The organism is Streptomyces hyderabadensis (assembly GCF_020404845.1).
Taxonomy (GTDB): domain Bacteria; phylum Actinomycetota; class Actinomycetes; order Streptomycetales; family Streptomycetaceae; genus Streptomyces; species Streptomyces hyderabadensis.
Genome location: NZ_JAIOJZ010000102.1, coordinates 1 through 13,230 on the forward strand (window position 1 = coordinate 1; position 13,230 = coordinate 13,230).

Genomic DNA, 13,230 nt, shown 5'->3' on the forward strand with positions numbered 1-13,230 from the left:
CCCACGGTCCCTGGTCTTGGTCTCCGCGCGCAGCAACCGCTCCACGGGAGGGAAGGGCCCCGCGCAGTGGCAGCCGCCAGCCGAGGGCAACCGGTGCGAGTACAACACGCAGTAGGAGATGGGGAAGACCCGCTTCCGGCTTTCAGCCGACCCCGCGGAGTAGCAGGCCCTGAACAGCGAGCTGGCCCGCTGCCCGAACGAAGAGATCACCGTGGAACTGGCCCGGTAGCCGTAGGCGGTAATCGGGTGACTGCTGCTGCCCGGCAGTCTGAAACCAGTACTCCAGGGCGGAACCGCGGTAGGGCAAGCCGAGGTCCGGTCAGATCGCGGACCGGCCTCCGTCGGCGGCGACGACCGCCCCGGTGGTGAAGCTGGACCGGTTGCTCGCCAGAAAGGCGACGATCTCGGCGACCTCGGCCGGGTCGGCTACGCGGGCCATCGGCACCGTCTCACCGTATCCGCCGACATCCTGACCGAGTGATGCGACCGCCTTCGACGAGCGCATCGGCCCCGGTGAGACGGCGTTGACGCGGACGTTGCCAGCGGCGAACTCTACGGCCCAGGCCCGTGTCAGGGATTCCAACGCGGCTTTGGACGCGCCGTAGACGGCCATGGCGGGCATGCCGATGCCGGCGGCGGTGGAGGAGATGTTGACGATGCTGCCGCCTCCGTTCGCGGCCATGCGCGGTGCCACGGCGGTGGTGAGTGCGAACGGTGCGCGCACGTTGACGGCGAACGCGTCGTCGAAGGCGGACAGGTCCTGAGTGTCGCCAAGCAGGACGGCGGCGTTGTTGACTAGGACGTCGACGTCTCCGGCTTCCTCGGCGAGCCTCCGCACGTCCTCGCTGTCGCTGAGGTCGGCTGGCAGGAACCGGGCCCTGGCACCGAGATCCTCGACGACCTGGGCGCCGCGCTGCGGGTCGCGTCCGGTGACCGTCACATAGGCACCGCCGAGGGCGAGGATCCGCGCCACCGCGTGCCCCAGCCCGCCGAGCGCCCCTGCCCCGGTCACCAGCGCCTTCCTTTTCGTGAAAGTCATGTGCGTGGCCTTTGCCGAGTCAGCGGGTGGCGGTGGCCGCGTTGCGGATCCAGCTGCGGAATTCGATCGACAGGTGCTCGCAGTGGCCCTCGATCATTGAGTCCGGGGCGGCCGATGGGTAGATCACGCGCACCACCACGTCGGCGCCGGCGTCGGTGTCGCGGGCTTGGTGAAGGCAGTAGGCGAAGGGGGTGTCGTCATCCAGACTGAGCAGGGCGGTCATCAGGGTCACGGGGTAGGAGGCGTCGAGAAAGGCGGCGACCGCGTCCGGGAGTTCGCGCGCCACCGAGACCTTGAACCGGCACAGGCGGCCGTCGATCGTCTCCACCATGCCGCCGGTGTAGGTGGGCGGTTCCACGTAGTGCTCGGGGTGGGCGTTGAGGAGCAGCGACTTGTCCAGGAAGCGTCCGGTGCCGGCCTGTGCGGAGAACCAGTTGGCCATGGAGGTGCCGCTGAGGCCGCGGATGGTGAACTCTGTGCGTGACTCGCGGTAGGCGCCGCCGGAGGCCGCGACGAGTTCCCTGTAGTACCGGTCGCCGGCTTCGATCTGTTCGGCGAGGAGGTCCATCATCACCTGGCCGCTGGTCACGCTCTTGAGGTTCCTCAGGGCCCGGCGTGCGGCCTTGAGCTCCCACTGGTCGACCTGGGTCTCGTCGACGGTGCGACCCATGGTGTGCACATCTATCGAGACCGGGGTGGTCTGCTGGGCATCGTTGCGAGTGTTCATGATGTTCTTCCTTCCGTAAGGGGCCACGCCAGCCGTGCCGGAGCGTCGGCGACGCGCCAGGAGCACGGCAAGGGCCGTACCGCTTGCTGTGCACCGGACACCCAAAATAAGATGCACACATGCATCTTGCAAGTCCGGAGCCCAGACCCCGCCGCCGACGTGGAGCAGAACTGCAGGCGGCCCTCCTCGACGCCGCCTGGGAAGAACTCATGGAACGTGGCTACGCGGGCCTCTCCTTCGCCGCGGTCGCAGACCGCGCCGGCACCAGCCGTCCCGTCGTCAACCGCCACTGGCCGACCAAGGACCTCCTCGTCCGCGACGCCATCGGCCGCGTGAGCGACAGCTTCCCGCTCACCGACCCGGACACCGGGGCATTGCGCGAGGACACAATCAGCCTGCTCGAACAGCTCAACGGCGCGTTCACCATGTTCGCCGCAGCCATGACCGCACAACTGGCCGCCTACTTCGAAGAAACGGAAACCACGCCCGCCGACCTGCGCGCGTCCCTGATCGATGAAAGGTGGACACTGATCGAGTCCGTCACGCAGCGCGCTGTCGAACGCGGAGAGATCGACGGCACAAAACTCACCCCCCGCATCACCCGACTCCCCTACGACCTGCTCCGCCACCAGGCACTCATGGACATGAAACCGATGCCTTCCCAGGACATCCAGGAAATTGTCGACACCATTTACCTCCCCCTGATCACCTAGCTGTATTGACCTGGAGCGTTGTTTACACGGCTGATGGGTGGCTGACCTCCAGGCGCCGTATGGCATCGGTGGTAGTTGTAGATGTGAAGGAAGTCCATCAGGGCAAGGCCTCTGTGCGTTCGGCATTGCTGGAGTACGGGCGTACGTATGCCCACTCGTCCAGCAGGGTCCGATTCAGTCTCTCCCCCTTGCCGTTCGTCTGCGGACGGTGCCGAGTGCATTTGTGGACTAGGCCAGCCGCGCTCAAGGTTTCACCGAACAGTCGGGATCGGTAGCAGGAGCCGTTGTCGGTCAGGCCGCGTTCGACGGTGATGCCGTGCTCGGTGAAGACGGTGTTCGCGCGCCGCCAAACGCGGCGGCGGTCTCCTTGGGCTCGTTGGTCAGGACCTCGCTGTGGGCTAGCCGGGAATAGTCGTCGATGGCGGAGTGGACGAAGCTGTAGCCGATCACGGGGCTGCCGCCCCTACGCGTGTTGGTAGTGGCCTGTCGATTGGCGACGTCCGGCGCGAAGGTGTACTGCTGCGTGAGGACTCTTTTCAGCCGGGGGCCGACCGGCCCAGTCGCCAGTAGCCGTAGAAGGAGACGTCCCGCTTGGGTACGCCGCGGTCGTTGACCAGGTGCCGCCGGATACCCGTGGCCAGCCGGGACTCACCCGCCACCCACGCGTAGAGGGGACCTTCGGGCAGTTCGGCATCACCCACCGCCTCCAGGGCGCGGACACCGGGACGCAGGCTCTCGCCGTCGCGGCTGAGCCAGTGGATGCGCACCCCGGGCGGCGTGGATACGGACCGGATGTCGCGCGCCCTCGCCACCTCCACGAAGACTTCGGTGGGCAGCGGGCTCGGATCACTGTCCAGAATTGACAAGATGGCCGGCAGCGCACTCTCGTCGCCCGCCAGCAGACGCCCCCGGGCATGGTCGGGCGGCCGGTACATGGTGCCGAGATCGAAGATCCCGGCCCGGTCACCTGGCCGGACCCGACGTACCCACGAGGTCATGGGCGAGTCGCCGTGGAGGGCGAACTCGATGTCGAGCTCCTGCTCCGCCGGCCGCAGGCTCCGGATGGTCAGATTGCGCACCCACGGGCGGGCCGCTTTCGGCATCAGCAGGACCTGCGCCATCCACGCCTCGTTCGAGGCAGTCGGCATCCGCAGGTCACACTGCCCCTCCCGCGGGAAGAACAGCCGCACAGCCTGATCCGGGCCTCCTGGAACGAGGTGCCGGATGCCGACGCCGCCCAGGGTGACGGTGGCGAAGCCGGGTGAGACCGGATGACATCGCCGCACCTCCAAGGTGATCATCCTGCGCTCACGAGGGAGGGTCACCCGGGGGATCACCGCCGTACTCCCAGAATTGTGTTCAGCTTGTTTCCGCAGCTCATAGCATTATTCTGAGTAAAAGCTCAGCTATTATCTACTCGCTTTTGACCGGCCGGAAGGATCAACGGATGACGCCCGCCGACCGCCGTCTCACCCCACGTCGCAAGCCCAGACAGGTGCGCGCCGAACTCACCCGCGAGCGGATCCTCACTGCGGCTGCTCACGTTTTCGCCGAGTACGGGTACGCGGCTGGCACCACGAACCGGATCGCCGAACGGGCCCGCATGTCCATCGGCTCGCTCTAGCAGTACTTCCCGAACAATGACGCCATCCTCACCGAGCGGCTGGTCCGGCATATCGACGGCGGCGCGTGGTCGGGAGCCGATGAGCTGGACATGACCCCCGGCAGCCTGAAGGACGCCATCCGGTCCCTGGTCCGGGACGCGATGGACCACCATCGCGACGACCCTCAGCTCCTGCGGATCATGATCGAGGAAGCGCCGGTCTCCAGTGACCTGATCGAAGCGATCGACCGGCACGGCAAAGCCCGGGTGAGCCAGGTACGCGAGGTGCTCGCCCGGCATCCGGACGTCCAGATGCAGGACCTCGACATGGCCGCAGAACTCGTCGTGGGAACCGTAGAAATGAACACCCACAAACTCATGGCAACCCCGCACCCCAACCAGGTCGAAAGGCTGGAGACAGAGCTGGTCGCCATGATCACCCGATACCTGCACGGCGACCAGTGACTACAAGCACACCCCGGTCATTGCCGATACGTGTGTCAACAACGCTTGTGGTCAATACACCTAGGCGATGAGGGCGAGCCGTTTCGCTGGGACGAGGCACGTCGGGCGCAACTACGGGCCGAGTTGGACGCGTACTTCTTCCACCTGTACGGCAACTCTGCCGAGGACGCCGACTACATCCTGGACACCTTCCAGTCGGAGGCGAGCGGCCTGAGGAACAACGAGATCGCCAAGTACGGCGAGCACCGCGCCAAGCTGCTCGTCCTCACCGAGTACGAGCGCATGGCCACCGCTGGCCTCAGCCGGGAGAATGCCCTCGTGGACGGCGAGTCCTACGCCTCCCTGCTCACCCCGCCCCCGGGCCACGGCCCGCGGCCACCCCGCCTGACAGCTCGTCCCAGAGACAGGAACTCCACGGACCATGAGCGATCCGCAGTACCCGCAGCAGCCCGATCGGCTTCCCTCGGACTACGAGCTTGAGGCATGGCTCGCCATCCAGCAGTTCAGGGGCCGCCCATTGTCACGAGCGATGACCAACGCCGGCGAGTACGTGGCCAACGGCGTCGGGAAACTCGGCACGCGTGTCGCGAAGCAACTGGAGAACCACCCACGGGCCCAATCGGCGGTTTCGCGTGGACAGAAAGCGGTCGCCAAGGGCGCTCAGAAGGTCGGCACAGGGGCTCGCGGAGCCGCCGACGCCCTGCCGGACTGGAGCGGTACTGCCGTTCAGTCCTTTAGACAGACCCTGGGGCGGGTCTCGCGAGCGGGCCTTTCGTCCAAGCGTGTGGTGGCGCTCCACAAGAAGCGCGGGCACGAGGTCGAGTCGCTTCCCGACCTGCGCCGCCTCGACCTGGAGCTGGTCGACGCTGTCCGCGGGCGGAAAGCGAGCTGGTACTACCCGGCCGTCGCGGCCCTCTCGGGAGCGGGCGCAGGGCTGGTGATCTCCGGCGGAGAACTCGTCATCGCCGCCTCCGCCGGCGCCGCCGCAGCGCCTTCGGGGGGTGCGATCGCGGGCGCGTTCGCCGCCGACACGGCAGCCGTCCTCGGACTCGCGTCCCGTGCCGTCGGCCAGGTCTCGTTGTTCTACGGCTACGACCCCGAGGAGCCTGCCGAGAAGCTCTTCGTGATGTCCGTCGTCAACGTCGGGACGGCAAGTTCGGCCACCGCCAAGAACGCCGCGATGGCCGACATCTCCCGGCTCACCCAGGCACTCTTCCGCGGCAAAACGTGGGAAGTCCTCAGCGAGTCGGTCGTCACCAAGGTCTCTCAACAGTTCGCGAAGGCGTTCGGCTTCCGTCTCACCAAAAAGGGACTCGGAAAAGCCGTACCCGCGTTCGGGATCGTCGTAGGAGGCACCCTCAACTGGACCACCCTGGAGGGGATCGTCGACGCCGCCGAGATGGCCTACCGGCGACGGTTCCTCCTGGAGAAGTACCCGCATCTCGCCGACGCGAAGGAGCCGGGTCCGTTCCTCGGTGACGACCTCGACGTACCGGACGACGCCGACGAGGAGATCAGCGTGCTCGCCGAGATCGTCGAGGCGGGTGGACCCGACCTCCACTGACCCTTCGTGTCCCGGCGGGAGCGTCCTTCACGCGACCGCCGGGACGAACACGGCTCAAACCCGCGCTGCAAACCCCACGAACCGCGCCCAGCCGTCCCGGCCGACTGCGCGGTAAGAACGCGTAGCGTCCTTGGAGTCGCGCACATGCACAGTCTGCTCCGCGCTGCGATGGCGACCTCCACGCAGTCGTCACCGGAGCTGCCGCTGCAGCTGGACTTGAACCAGGCGAGTTCCGTCGTGCTCATGGCTCTCCTCGCAGTCGCTCCAACAGACCCCGTGAGTCTTTGGGGTCCAGGGCCTGCGAGCTCAGCGTGTCATAGCGCCGGCAGAGGAGGCTCACGTCTTTCGAGCCAGCGGTCAGGCGGCCGTTCTCCTGCCATTCCGAGTACGCGAGCCGTCGGCCCTGGGGTGTCTCCAACAGCCGGAGCGGGCCATCCAGACAGGAGTGGAACTCAGCATCCGTCAGCATGATCTGCAGGGTCACATTACGGGGCGCGGTGTGTTCCAACACATGGTCCAGCTGCCTCCGCTGCGTCTCGACACCGCCCAGCCGCCGCCGAAAGAGAGACTCCCGACGATGAAGTGGAACGGCACAGTCGACCTCTCGTACAACATCTTCTGTCACTCCAGACGCGCTGCGACCCGAGCCTCCAGCTGATCGTCGGTGAGCAGGGAAATGCGGCTCTCAAACAGCGCCCGCGCATAACCCTCCGACTGCAGAAGCCCCGGCGCCAACCGGCACTCGTGCACAGACTCACCGCGTCTCGCTCCAGCCTCGCCCAACGCCGGAACCAGGCCGCCAGCCCAGCGTCCCCCCGAGTCAGATGCCGCGCCGATTTCCGCGACGCCCCTTATTCCCAGGCGCCTCCTCCGCCCGCTCCACAACGACTCGTCCGGCATCCGCCTCCCCGAACTCCACCCTGCTGAAGCCCGCATGCTCCCGCAGTGCCTGGACGACGGCCCCGAACGTTTGCAGACTGTCCCAGGGGTCGGGCTCCCACTCGTCCTCGCAGAGCGCCAGGGCCTCGTTCTCGCTCAGGTCGCCGTACGACATCCGCGGTCGCCTCCAGGCGCGTACGTACCGTGTGCCCAGGTATGAGGCCCACGGTGCGTCAGCTTACGGGCACGTCATAGACAGCACCGCACCCCAAGCGCCCGTCAGCCTCCGGACGTTCACCCAGCTGCTGTCCTCCACCCGTCGGGGCACCCGCCTGGCCCGCTGCGGGATGCTCCTCACCGGCCGCCAGCCGTTCGAGCAGTGCGCGTTGCCGTTCATTCGGGTGTCGATCCACGATCACCAGCCCACAGCGCACTCGCATGCCCTGTACAGAGCCGAAAGAGTGGCGCCTGCCCGTGGGCGTTCTCTGGGGCTTTCCTGGGACTTCCGGCCGCATCAGCCAGGACGAGCTTGAAACAACCGAAAGGACATTCATGCAGGTCAACGACCTCCGACGGCCAGACGCCGCAGGTCACGGCGTTGGCTGGTCTCTTCCGGGACATCTGATCAGCACGGCTCAGCAGACGCTCAGCGTCGCCTGCCCTCGGTGCCCCATCGGTGCTCGCCCCTTCGACAGGGTCTGACCTGCCCGACAAGGTACCTGACGCGCCATCAGAACGAGCGTGAAATGAGCGTCAAGATACCTCGGAGAGCGTCATTCGAGCGTCAAGATATCGCCCGTAACGCTCATAGCGCACATCATGCGCATCGACTAAAGCCGCAGGTCAGCGGCCTTTTTCGACAGGCTCAAGAATCGCCACGCACTCCACATGATGCGTCATCGGGAACAGGTCGAACACCCGCAGCATCCGCACCCGGTACCCCCCGTCCCGGAAGTACCCCAGGTCCCGGGCCAGCGCCGCCGGGTCGCAGGCCACGTAGGCGATCCTGCGGGCGTTCAGGGACGCCAGGTGCTGGACCGTCTTGCGGCCGGCGCCCGCGCGGGGCGGGTCGAGGACGATGAGGTCGACCTCGTCGATGCCGGTGCGGGGCAGGACGGACTCGACCTTGCCCTGCTCGATGCGGACGCGGTCGAAGGCGGCGAGGTTGTGCCGGGCGTCCTCGACGGCGCGCTTACCGGACTCGATGCCGAGGACCGCGCCCTGGTCGCCGACCCGGTCGGCCAGGGCGCCGGCGAAGAGGCCGACGCCGCAGTAGAGGTCCAGGGCCATGTCGCCCTTGCGGGGCAGCAGACCCTGCATGACCGCGGTCACCAGGGTGTCGGCGGCCTTCGGGTGGACCTGCCAGAAGCCGCCGGAGCCGACCCGGTACGTGCGGCCGTCGGCGCGCTCGCGGACGAAGGGGCGGCCGTGGACGCGGTGGACGCCGCCGTCCTTCTCGCCGACGCGCATGACCGAGACCGGGCGGTCCAGTTCCACGATGGGCAGGCGGGCGCCGGGGCGCGGGGTCAGGATGACCTGGCGGTCCTGCGAGCCCGTCGCCGCGATCGCCTCGACCGCGGCCATGCCGGGCCAGTCACGGTTCTCGATGCCCAGCTCGCTGACGCCCTCCGCCGCGATCATGCAGTGGTCGATCGGCTCGACCTCGTGCGAGCGGTGCCTGCGCAGGCCCGCGCGGCCCTCCGGGTCCACCGCGTACTGCACGCGCGTGCGCCACGACGGGACCTGGCCCGCCGGCACCTTGTCGCCCTCGGCCGGCATCACGGTGCCGTCCCAGCCGGCCTCCTCGGGGGTGAGGCCCGCCAGGCGCCGGAGCTGCTCGGCGACGACCTCGCCCTTCAGGCGGCGCTGGGCGCCAGGCTTGGCGTGCTGCCAGTCGCAGCCGCCGCAGCGGCCCGGGCCGGAGAAGGGGCACGGGGCCTCGATGCGGTCCTTGGAGGGGTCCAGGATCTCGACCGCGTCCGCGCGCAGGAAGCGGGCGCCCTCCTCGCCCTCCGTCACCCGGGCCACGACCCGCTCGCCGGGCAGCGTGTGCCGGACGAACAGCACCTGGCCCTCGGCGGTGCGGGCGATGCAGTGGCCGCCGTGGGCGACGGGGCCGACCTCGACCTCGTACTCCTCCCCCACCAGCGAGACCGACGGCGTGGCCGCTCGTGACTCCGCCTGCGACTTCTTCGGTTCTGCCTGCATGGCGGGGTGACTCCAGAGAACGGGGGGACTGAGGACAACAGCCGTCCAGTCTACGTGGACGAGGAGGAGTCCTTCGTACGGTCCCGGCCCCCGTCCCGGCCCCCGTCCCGGTCCTGGTGCTGGGCCGGTCCGCGCCGCACCGCGCCGGGCGCGCTCCAGTCCTGGCGCTTGCGGGCCCTGCGCCTGGCGGCCTCGGAGGACTCCAGCTGGTAGGGGACGGAGGTGACCATGACGCCGGGGGTGAACAGCAGGCGGCCCTTGAGGCGCAGGGCGCTCTGGTTGTGCAGCAGGTGCTCGTACCAGTGGCCGACCACGTACTCGGGGATGATCACGGAGACCGCGTCGCGCGGGGACTCCTTGCGCAGGCTCTTGACGTACTCGATGACCGGCCGGGTGATCTCGCGGTACGGCGAGTCCAGGACCTTCAGCGGTACGGCGATGCCGCGGCGCTCCCACTCCTCGCGCAGCGCCTTCGTCTCGACCGGGTCGACGTTGACGCTGAGCGCCTCCAGGCTGTCGGAGCGCATCAGCTTGGCGTAGGCGAGGGCGCGCAGCGTGGGGCGGTGGATCTTGGAGATCAGGACCACCGAGTGGACGCGGGAGGGACGCACCATGTCGTCGCTCTGCGCCTCCTCGGGGTCCTCCGGCGCCGCGATCTCCTCGGCGACGCGGTCGTAGTGCTTGCGGATCGCCGTCATGGTGGCGAAGAAGATGCACATGCCGAGCAGCGCGACCCAGGCGCCGTGCGTGAACTTGGTCGCCAGCACCACCACCAGGACGAGGCCGGTGAAGAAGGCACCGAAGGCGTTGATCGCGCGGGAGCGGATCATGTGGCGGCGCTTGGCCTGGTCCCGCTCGGCGGCCAGGTGGCGGTTCCAGTGCCGGACCATGCCGATCTGGCTGAGCGTGAAGGACACGAAGACGCCGACGATGTAGAGCTGGATCAGTCGGGTCGAGTCGGCGCCGTAGACGAAGACGAGGAGCATCGCCGCGCCGGCCAGCAGCACGATGCCGTTGGAGAAGGCCAGGCGGTCGCCGCGGGTGTGCAGCTGGCGCGGCAGGTAGCGGTCCTGGGCCAGGATCGAGCCGAGCAGCGGGAAGCCGTTGTAGGCGGTGTTGGCGGCGAGGAAGAGGACCAGCGCGGTGGCCGCGGCCAGAACGACGAACAGGAAGCTGCCCTCGCCGAAGACCGCCTCGGCGACCTGCGAGATCACCGGGTGCTGTACGTAGTCCGAGCCGACCGCGACGCCGTTGTGGAAGAGTTCGGTGGCCGGGTTCTCCGACATGCGCACGTCGGTCGCGGAGGCCAGCGCGATGATGCCGCAGAACATGGTGACGGCGAGCAGGCCCATCATCGCGAGCGTGTTGCCCGCGTTCTTCGACTTGGGCTTGCGGAAGGCCGGGACGCCGTTGGAGATCGCCTCGACGCCGGTGAGCGCCGCGCAGCCGGAGGAGAAGGCCCGCAGCAGGAGGAAGACCAGGGCGAAGCCGGCCAGGCCGCCGTGCTCGGGTTTGATCTCGTAGTCCGCCGTCGGGGCGCGCATGGTGTCGTCCAGGACCAGGCCGCGGAAGGCGCCCCACACGATCATGATGAAGACGCCCGCGACGAAGACGTACGTCGGGATCGCGAACAGGCTGCCCGACTCCTTCACTCCACGCAGGTTCATCAGCGTCAGCAGCAGGATGACGGCGACCGCGCACAGGACCTTGTGCTCGACGACGAAGGGGATCGCCGAGCCGAGGTTCTCGATGCCGGAGGAGATGGAGACCGCGACGGTCAGGACGTAGTCGACCAGCAGGGCGCTGGCGACGGTCAGACCGGCCTTGGGGCCGAGGTTGGTGGTGGCCACCTCGTAGTCGCCGCCGCCGCTCGGGTAGGCGTGCACGTTCTGCCGGTAGGAGGCGACCACGGTGAACATCAGCACCACGACCGCGACCGCGATCCAGGGGCTGAAGTGGTACGCCGACACGCCCGCGATGGACAGGACGAGCAGCACCTCGCCGGGTGCGTACGCCACGGAGGACAGCGGGTCGGACGCGAACACGGGAAGGGCGATCCGCTTCGGCAGGAGCGTTTCGCCCAGCCGGTCGCTGCGCAGTGCGCGCCCGATGAGGATCCGCTTGGGCACGTCGGTCAGTTTGGACACAACAGAGGATCGTAAGCGTTCGAACGGGCGCCCGCCCAACCGCCACCCCAGATCCGTCCGCCGTCTGCTCTACGGGTGAATTCGTCGGGCGGTGCGGCTGCGGATTCCGCAGGTGAGGGCATTCGCATGGCTATATGACTGCTCACCCGGCAAGCACCGCCCGGTTTCCCCCCGTTGCCGCCCCTGGAGGTCCCATGCACCTGAGCGCAGAGCTGATCGGCGGCGTCGCCGCGCTCGTCGGCCTCGGAATCCTGACGGTCGCCAGCATCCGGAGCATCTGCCGCCGGGGGTCCTCGGCCGGCGGGTGAGACGGCTCCTGCGGGCCCGAGGGGCCTGCCGATACGTTGGATCCGGACGCCGATACGTTGGGTCCGGGCGGGGGAACCCGGCCTCCTGGGCCCCTAGCGGCGTCAGCGCCGGTGCGCACCGGCATGATGTTCCCCTGCGGCCCGCACACTGGCCGCGACGTGTCGCCAGGCGAGCCGAAAGAGAGACATGAGCAGGACATCCACTAAGGCCGGCGGGCCCGCAGGAAGCGCGGTGTGAGGCGATGCACATTGTCATCATGGGCTGCGGGCGGGTGGGCTCCGCGCTCGCCCAGACCCTGGAGCAGCAGGGGCACACGGTCGCCGTGATCGACCGGGACCCCACTGCCTTCCGACGCCTCGGTTCCTCGTTCGGCGGCCGCCGGGTCACCGGCATCGGTTTCGACCAGGACACCCTGCGCGAGGCGGGGATCGAGGAGGCGGGCGCCTTCGCCGCCGTCTCCAGCGGAGACAACTCGAACATCATCGCCGCCCGTGTGGCACGCGAGATGTTCGGCGTGGAGAACGTCGCCGCCCGCATCTACGACCCGCGCCGCGCCGAGGTCTACCAGCGCCTGGGCATCCCCACCGTGGCCACCGTCCGCTGGACGGCCGACCAGATGCTGCGCCGGCTGCTGCCCTCGGGGGCCGAGCCGCTGTGGCGGGATCCCACCGGAGGCGTCCAGCTCGCCGAGGTGCACACCTCCTCGGCCTGGGTCGGTCACAAGATCAGCCGGCTCCAGGAGGAGACGGGCGTGCGGGTGGCGTTCGTCACCCGGCTCGGGGAGGCGATCCTGCCGTCCTCGCAGACCGTCCTGCAGGAGGGTGACCTCGTGCACGTGATGATGCGCACCGACGAGGTCCACAAGGTCGAGGCGGCGTTCGCCAAGGGTCCCGAAGAGGAGGGCGGTCACTGATGAGGGTCGCCATTGCCGGAGCCGGCGCGGTCGGCCGTTCGATCGCGGGCGAGCTGCTGGAGAACGGCCACGAGGTCCTGCTCATCGACAAGGCGCCGACCGCGATCTCGGTCGAGCGGGTGCCGATGGCGGAGTGGCTGCTCGCCGACGCCTGCGAGATCACGTCGCTGGACGAGGCGGCGCTCCAGCGCTGCAACGTGGTCATCGCCGCGACGGGCGACGACAAGGTCAACCTCGTCGTCTCCCTGCTGGCCAAGACGGAGTACGGCGTTCCGCGCGTCGTCGCCCGGGTGAACAACCCGAAGAACGAGTGGCTCTTCAACGAGTCCTGGGGCGTGGACGTGGCCGTCTCCACCCCGCGGCTGATGTCGGCCCTGGTGGAGGAGGCGGTGAGCGTCGGCGACCTGGTCCGGCTGCTGCGCTTCAGCCACGGCGACGCCAACCTCGTCGAGCTGACGCTGCCGGAGGAGTCGGCCCTGGCCGGCACCCAGGTCGGTGACGTCCAGTGGCCCGAGGACACCTCGCTGGTGACGATCATCCGCGGCACCCGGGTGCTGACGCCGTCCCGGGAGGACTCCCTGGAGGCGGGCGACGAGCTGCTCTTCGTCGCCGCGCAGGCGCGGGAGGAGCAGCTGGAGGACCTGCTGTCGGCACGCCGGCGGC

The 13,230-nt window shown here is 68.5% G+C and carries 10 protein-coding genes and 4 pseudogenes; 6 read left to right on the forward strand and 8 right to left on the reverse strand.

Going from position 1 to position 13,230, the window contains the following annotated elements:
* Positions 1-319: 319 nt before the first annotated feature.
* On the reverse strand, positions 320-1,012 hold the full coding sequence (locus K7854_RS36420; RefSeq protein WP_308112609.1) for an SDR family NAD(P)-dependent oxidoreductase: 693 nt from the start codon (positions 1,010-1,012) through the stop codon (positions 320-322).
* Between the two features lie 46 nt (positions 1,013-1,058).
* On the reverse strand, positions 1,059-1,766 hold the full coding sequence (locus K7854_RS36425) for a hypothetical protein (RefSeq protein ID WP_226030847.1): 708 nt from the start codon (positions 1,764-1,766) through the stop codon (positions 1,059-1,061).
* 119 nt (positions 1,767-1,885) lie between these two features.
* On the opposite strand from K7854_RS36425, the gene K7854_RS36430 reads away from it, so the two are divergent.
* Positions 1,886-2,479 carry a TetR/AcrR family transcriptional regulator gene (locus tag K7854_RS36430; RefSeq protein ID WP_226030848.1) on the forward strand — a complete coding sequence of 198 codons (594 nt, stop codon included), beginning with the start codon at positions 1,886-1,888 and terminating at the stop codon, positions 2,477-2,479.
* On the opposite strand, the pseudogene K7854_RS36435 reads toward K7854_RS36430, so the two are convergent.
* Positions 2,476-2,971 (reverse strand): annotated as a pseudogene (locus tag K7854_RS36435) (integrase core domain-containing protein); the annotation flags it as partial. The gene K7854_RS36430 and the pseudogene K7854_RS36435 sit on opposite strands and share 4 nt — an antisense overlap.
* Before the next feature lie 44 nt (positions 2,972-3,015).
* Positions 3,016-3,780: a siderophore-interacting protein gene (locus tag K7854_RS36440; protein ID WP_226030853.1), complete on the reverse strand. Its 765-nt coding sequence runs from the start codon at positions 3,778-3,780 to the stop codon at positions 3,016-3,018.
* 146 nt (positions 3,781-3,926) lie between these two features.
* Here K7854_RS36440 and K7854_RS36445 point away from each other — a divergent pair.
* The 3 genes and pseudogenes from K7854_RS36445 (at position 3,927) to K7854_RS36455 (ending at position 6,111) form a co-directional block, all read left to right on the forward strand.
* A pseudogene (locus K7854_RS36445) lies at positions 3,927-4,547 on the forward strand (TetR/AcrR family transcriptional regulator).
* Between the two features lie 123 nt (positions 4,548-4,670).
* Complete coding sequence (locus K7854_RS36450) at positions 4,671-5,027, forward strand: hypothetical protein (protein ID WP_372481117.1); 357 nt, start codon at positions 4,671-4,673, stop codon at positions 5,025-5,027.
* Positions 4,969-6,111: an EcsC family protein gene (locus tag K7854_RS36455; protein ID WP_226030849.1), complete on the forward strand. Its 1,143-nt coding sequence runs from the start codon at positions 4,969-4,971 to the stop codon at positions 6,109-6,111. The genes K7854_RS36450 and K7854_RS36455 overlap by 59 nt, the downstream gene beginning before the upstream one ends.
* Before the next feature lie 54 nt (positions 6,112-6,165).
* Here the strand turns inward: K7854_RS36455 and K7854_RS36460 are convergent.
* From K7854_RS36460 to K7854_RS36475, 4 genes and pseudogenes are all read right to left on the reverse strand, one after another.
* Positions 6,166-6,356 (reverse strand): annotated as a pseudogene (locus tag K7854_RS36460) (DUF397 domain-containing protein).
* Positions 6,353-7,165: pseudogene (locus tag K7854_RS36465) on the reverse strand (DUF5753 domain-containing protein). The pseudogenes K7854_RS36460 and K7854_RS36465 overlap by 4 nt, the downstream one beginning before the upstream one ends.
* A gap of 668 nt (positions 7,166-7,833) precedes the next feature.
* A complete protein-coding gene (locus K7854_RS36470) occupies positions 7,834-9,198 on the reverse strand; it encodes a class I SAM-dependent RNA methyltransferase (RefSeq protein ID WP_226030850.1) in 1,365 nt (454 codons plus the stop codon).
* Positions 9,199-9,248: 50 nt separating this feature from the next.
* Positions 9,249-11,345 (reverse strand): APC family permease, encoded by a 2,097-nt coding sequence (locus tag K7854_RS36475; protein WP_226030851.1) that lies wholly within the window; start codon positions 11,343-11,345, stop codon positions 9,249-9,251.
* A 550-nt stretch (positions 11,346-11,895) separates the two neighbouring features.
* Here K7854_RS36475 and K7854_RS36480 point away from each other — a divergent pair.
* Complete coding sequence (locus tag K7854_RS36480; protein WP_189749628.1) at positions 11,896-12,567, forward strand: potassium channel family protein; 672 nt, start codon at positions 11,896-11,898, stop codon at positions 12,565-12,567.
* Positions 12,567-13,230: potassium channel family protein (locus K7854_RS36485; protein ID WP_226030852.1), on the forward strand; the 664-nt coding region annotated here is incomplete at its 3' end. The genes K7854_RS36480 and K7854_RS36485, both read left to right, overlap by 1 nt.

Excerpts from the sequence above, each read along its gene's own strand:
- K7854_RS36425 (WP_226030847.1), bottom strand. The coding sequence starts at position 1,766 with ATGAACACTCGCAACGATGCCCAGCAGACCACCCCGGTCTCGATAGAT.
- K7854_RS36430 (WP_226030848.1), top strand. The coding sequence starts at position 1,886 with ATGCATCTTGCAAGTCCGGAGCCCAGACCCCGCCGCCGACGTGGAGCA.
- K7854_RS36440 (WP_226030853.1), bottom strand. The coding sequence starts at position 3,780 with ATGATCACCTTGGAGGTGCGGCGATGTCATCCGGTCTCACCCGGCTTC.
- K7854_RS36455 (WP_226030849.1), top strand. The coding sequence starts at position 4,969 with ATGAGCGATCCGCAGTACCCGCAGCAGCCCGATCGGCTTCCCTCGGAC.
- K7854_RS36470 (WP_226030850.1), bottom strand. The coding sequence starts at position 9,198 with ATGCAGGCAGAACCGAAGAAGTCGCAGGCGGAGTCACGAGCGGCCACG.
- K7854_RS36480 (WP_189749628.1), top strand. The coding sequence starts at position 11,896 with ATGCACATTGTCATCATGGGCTGCGGGCGGGTGGGCTCCGCGCTCGCC.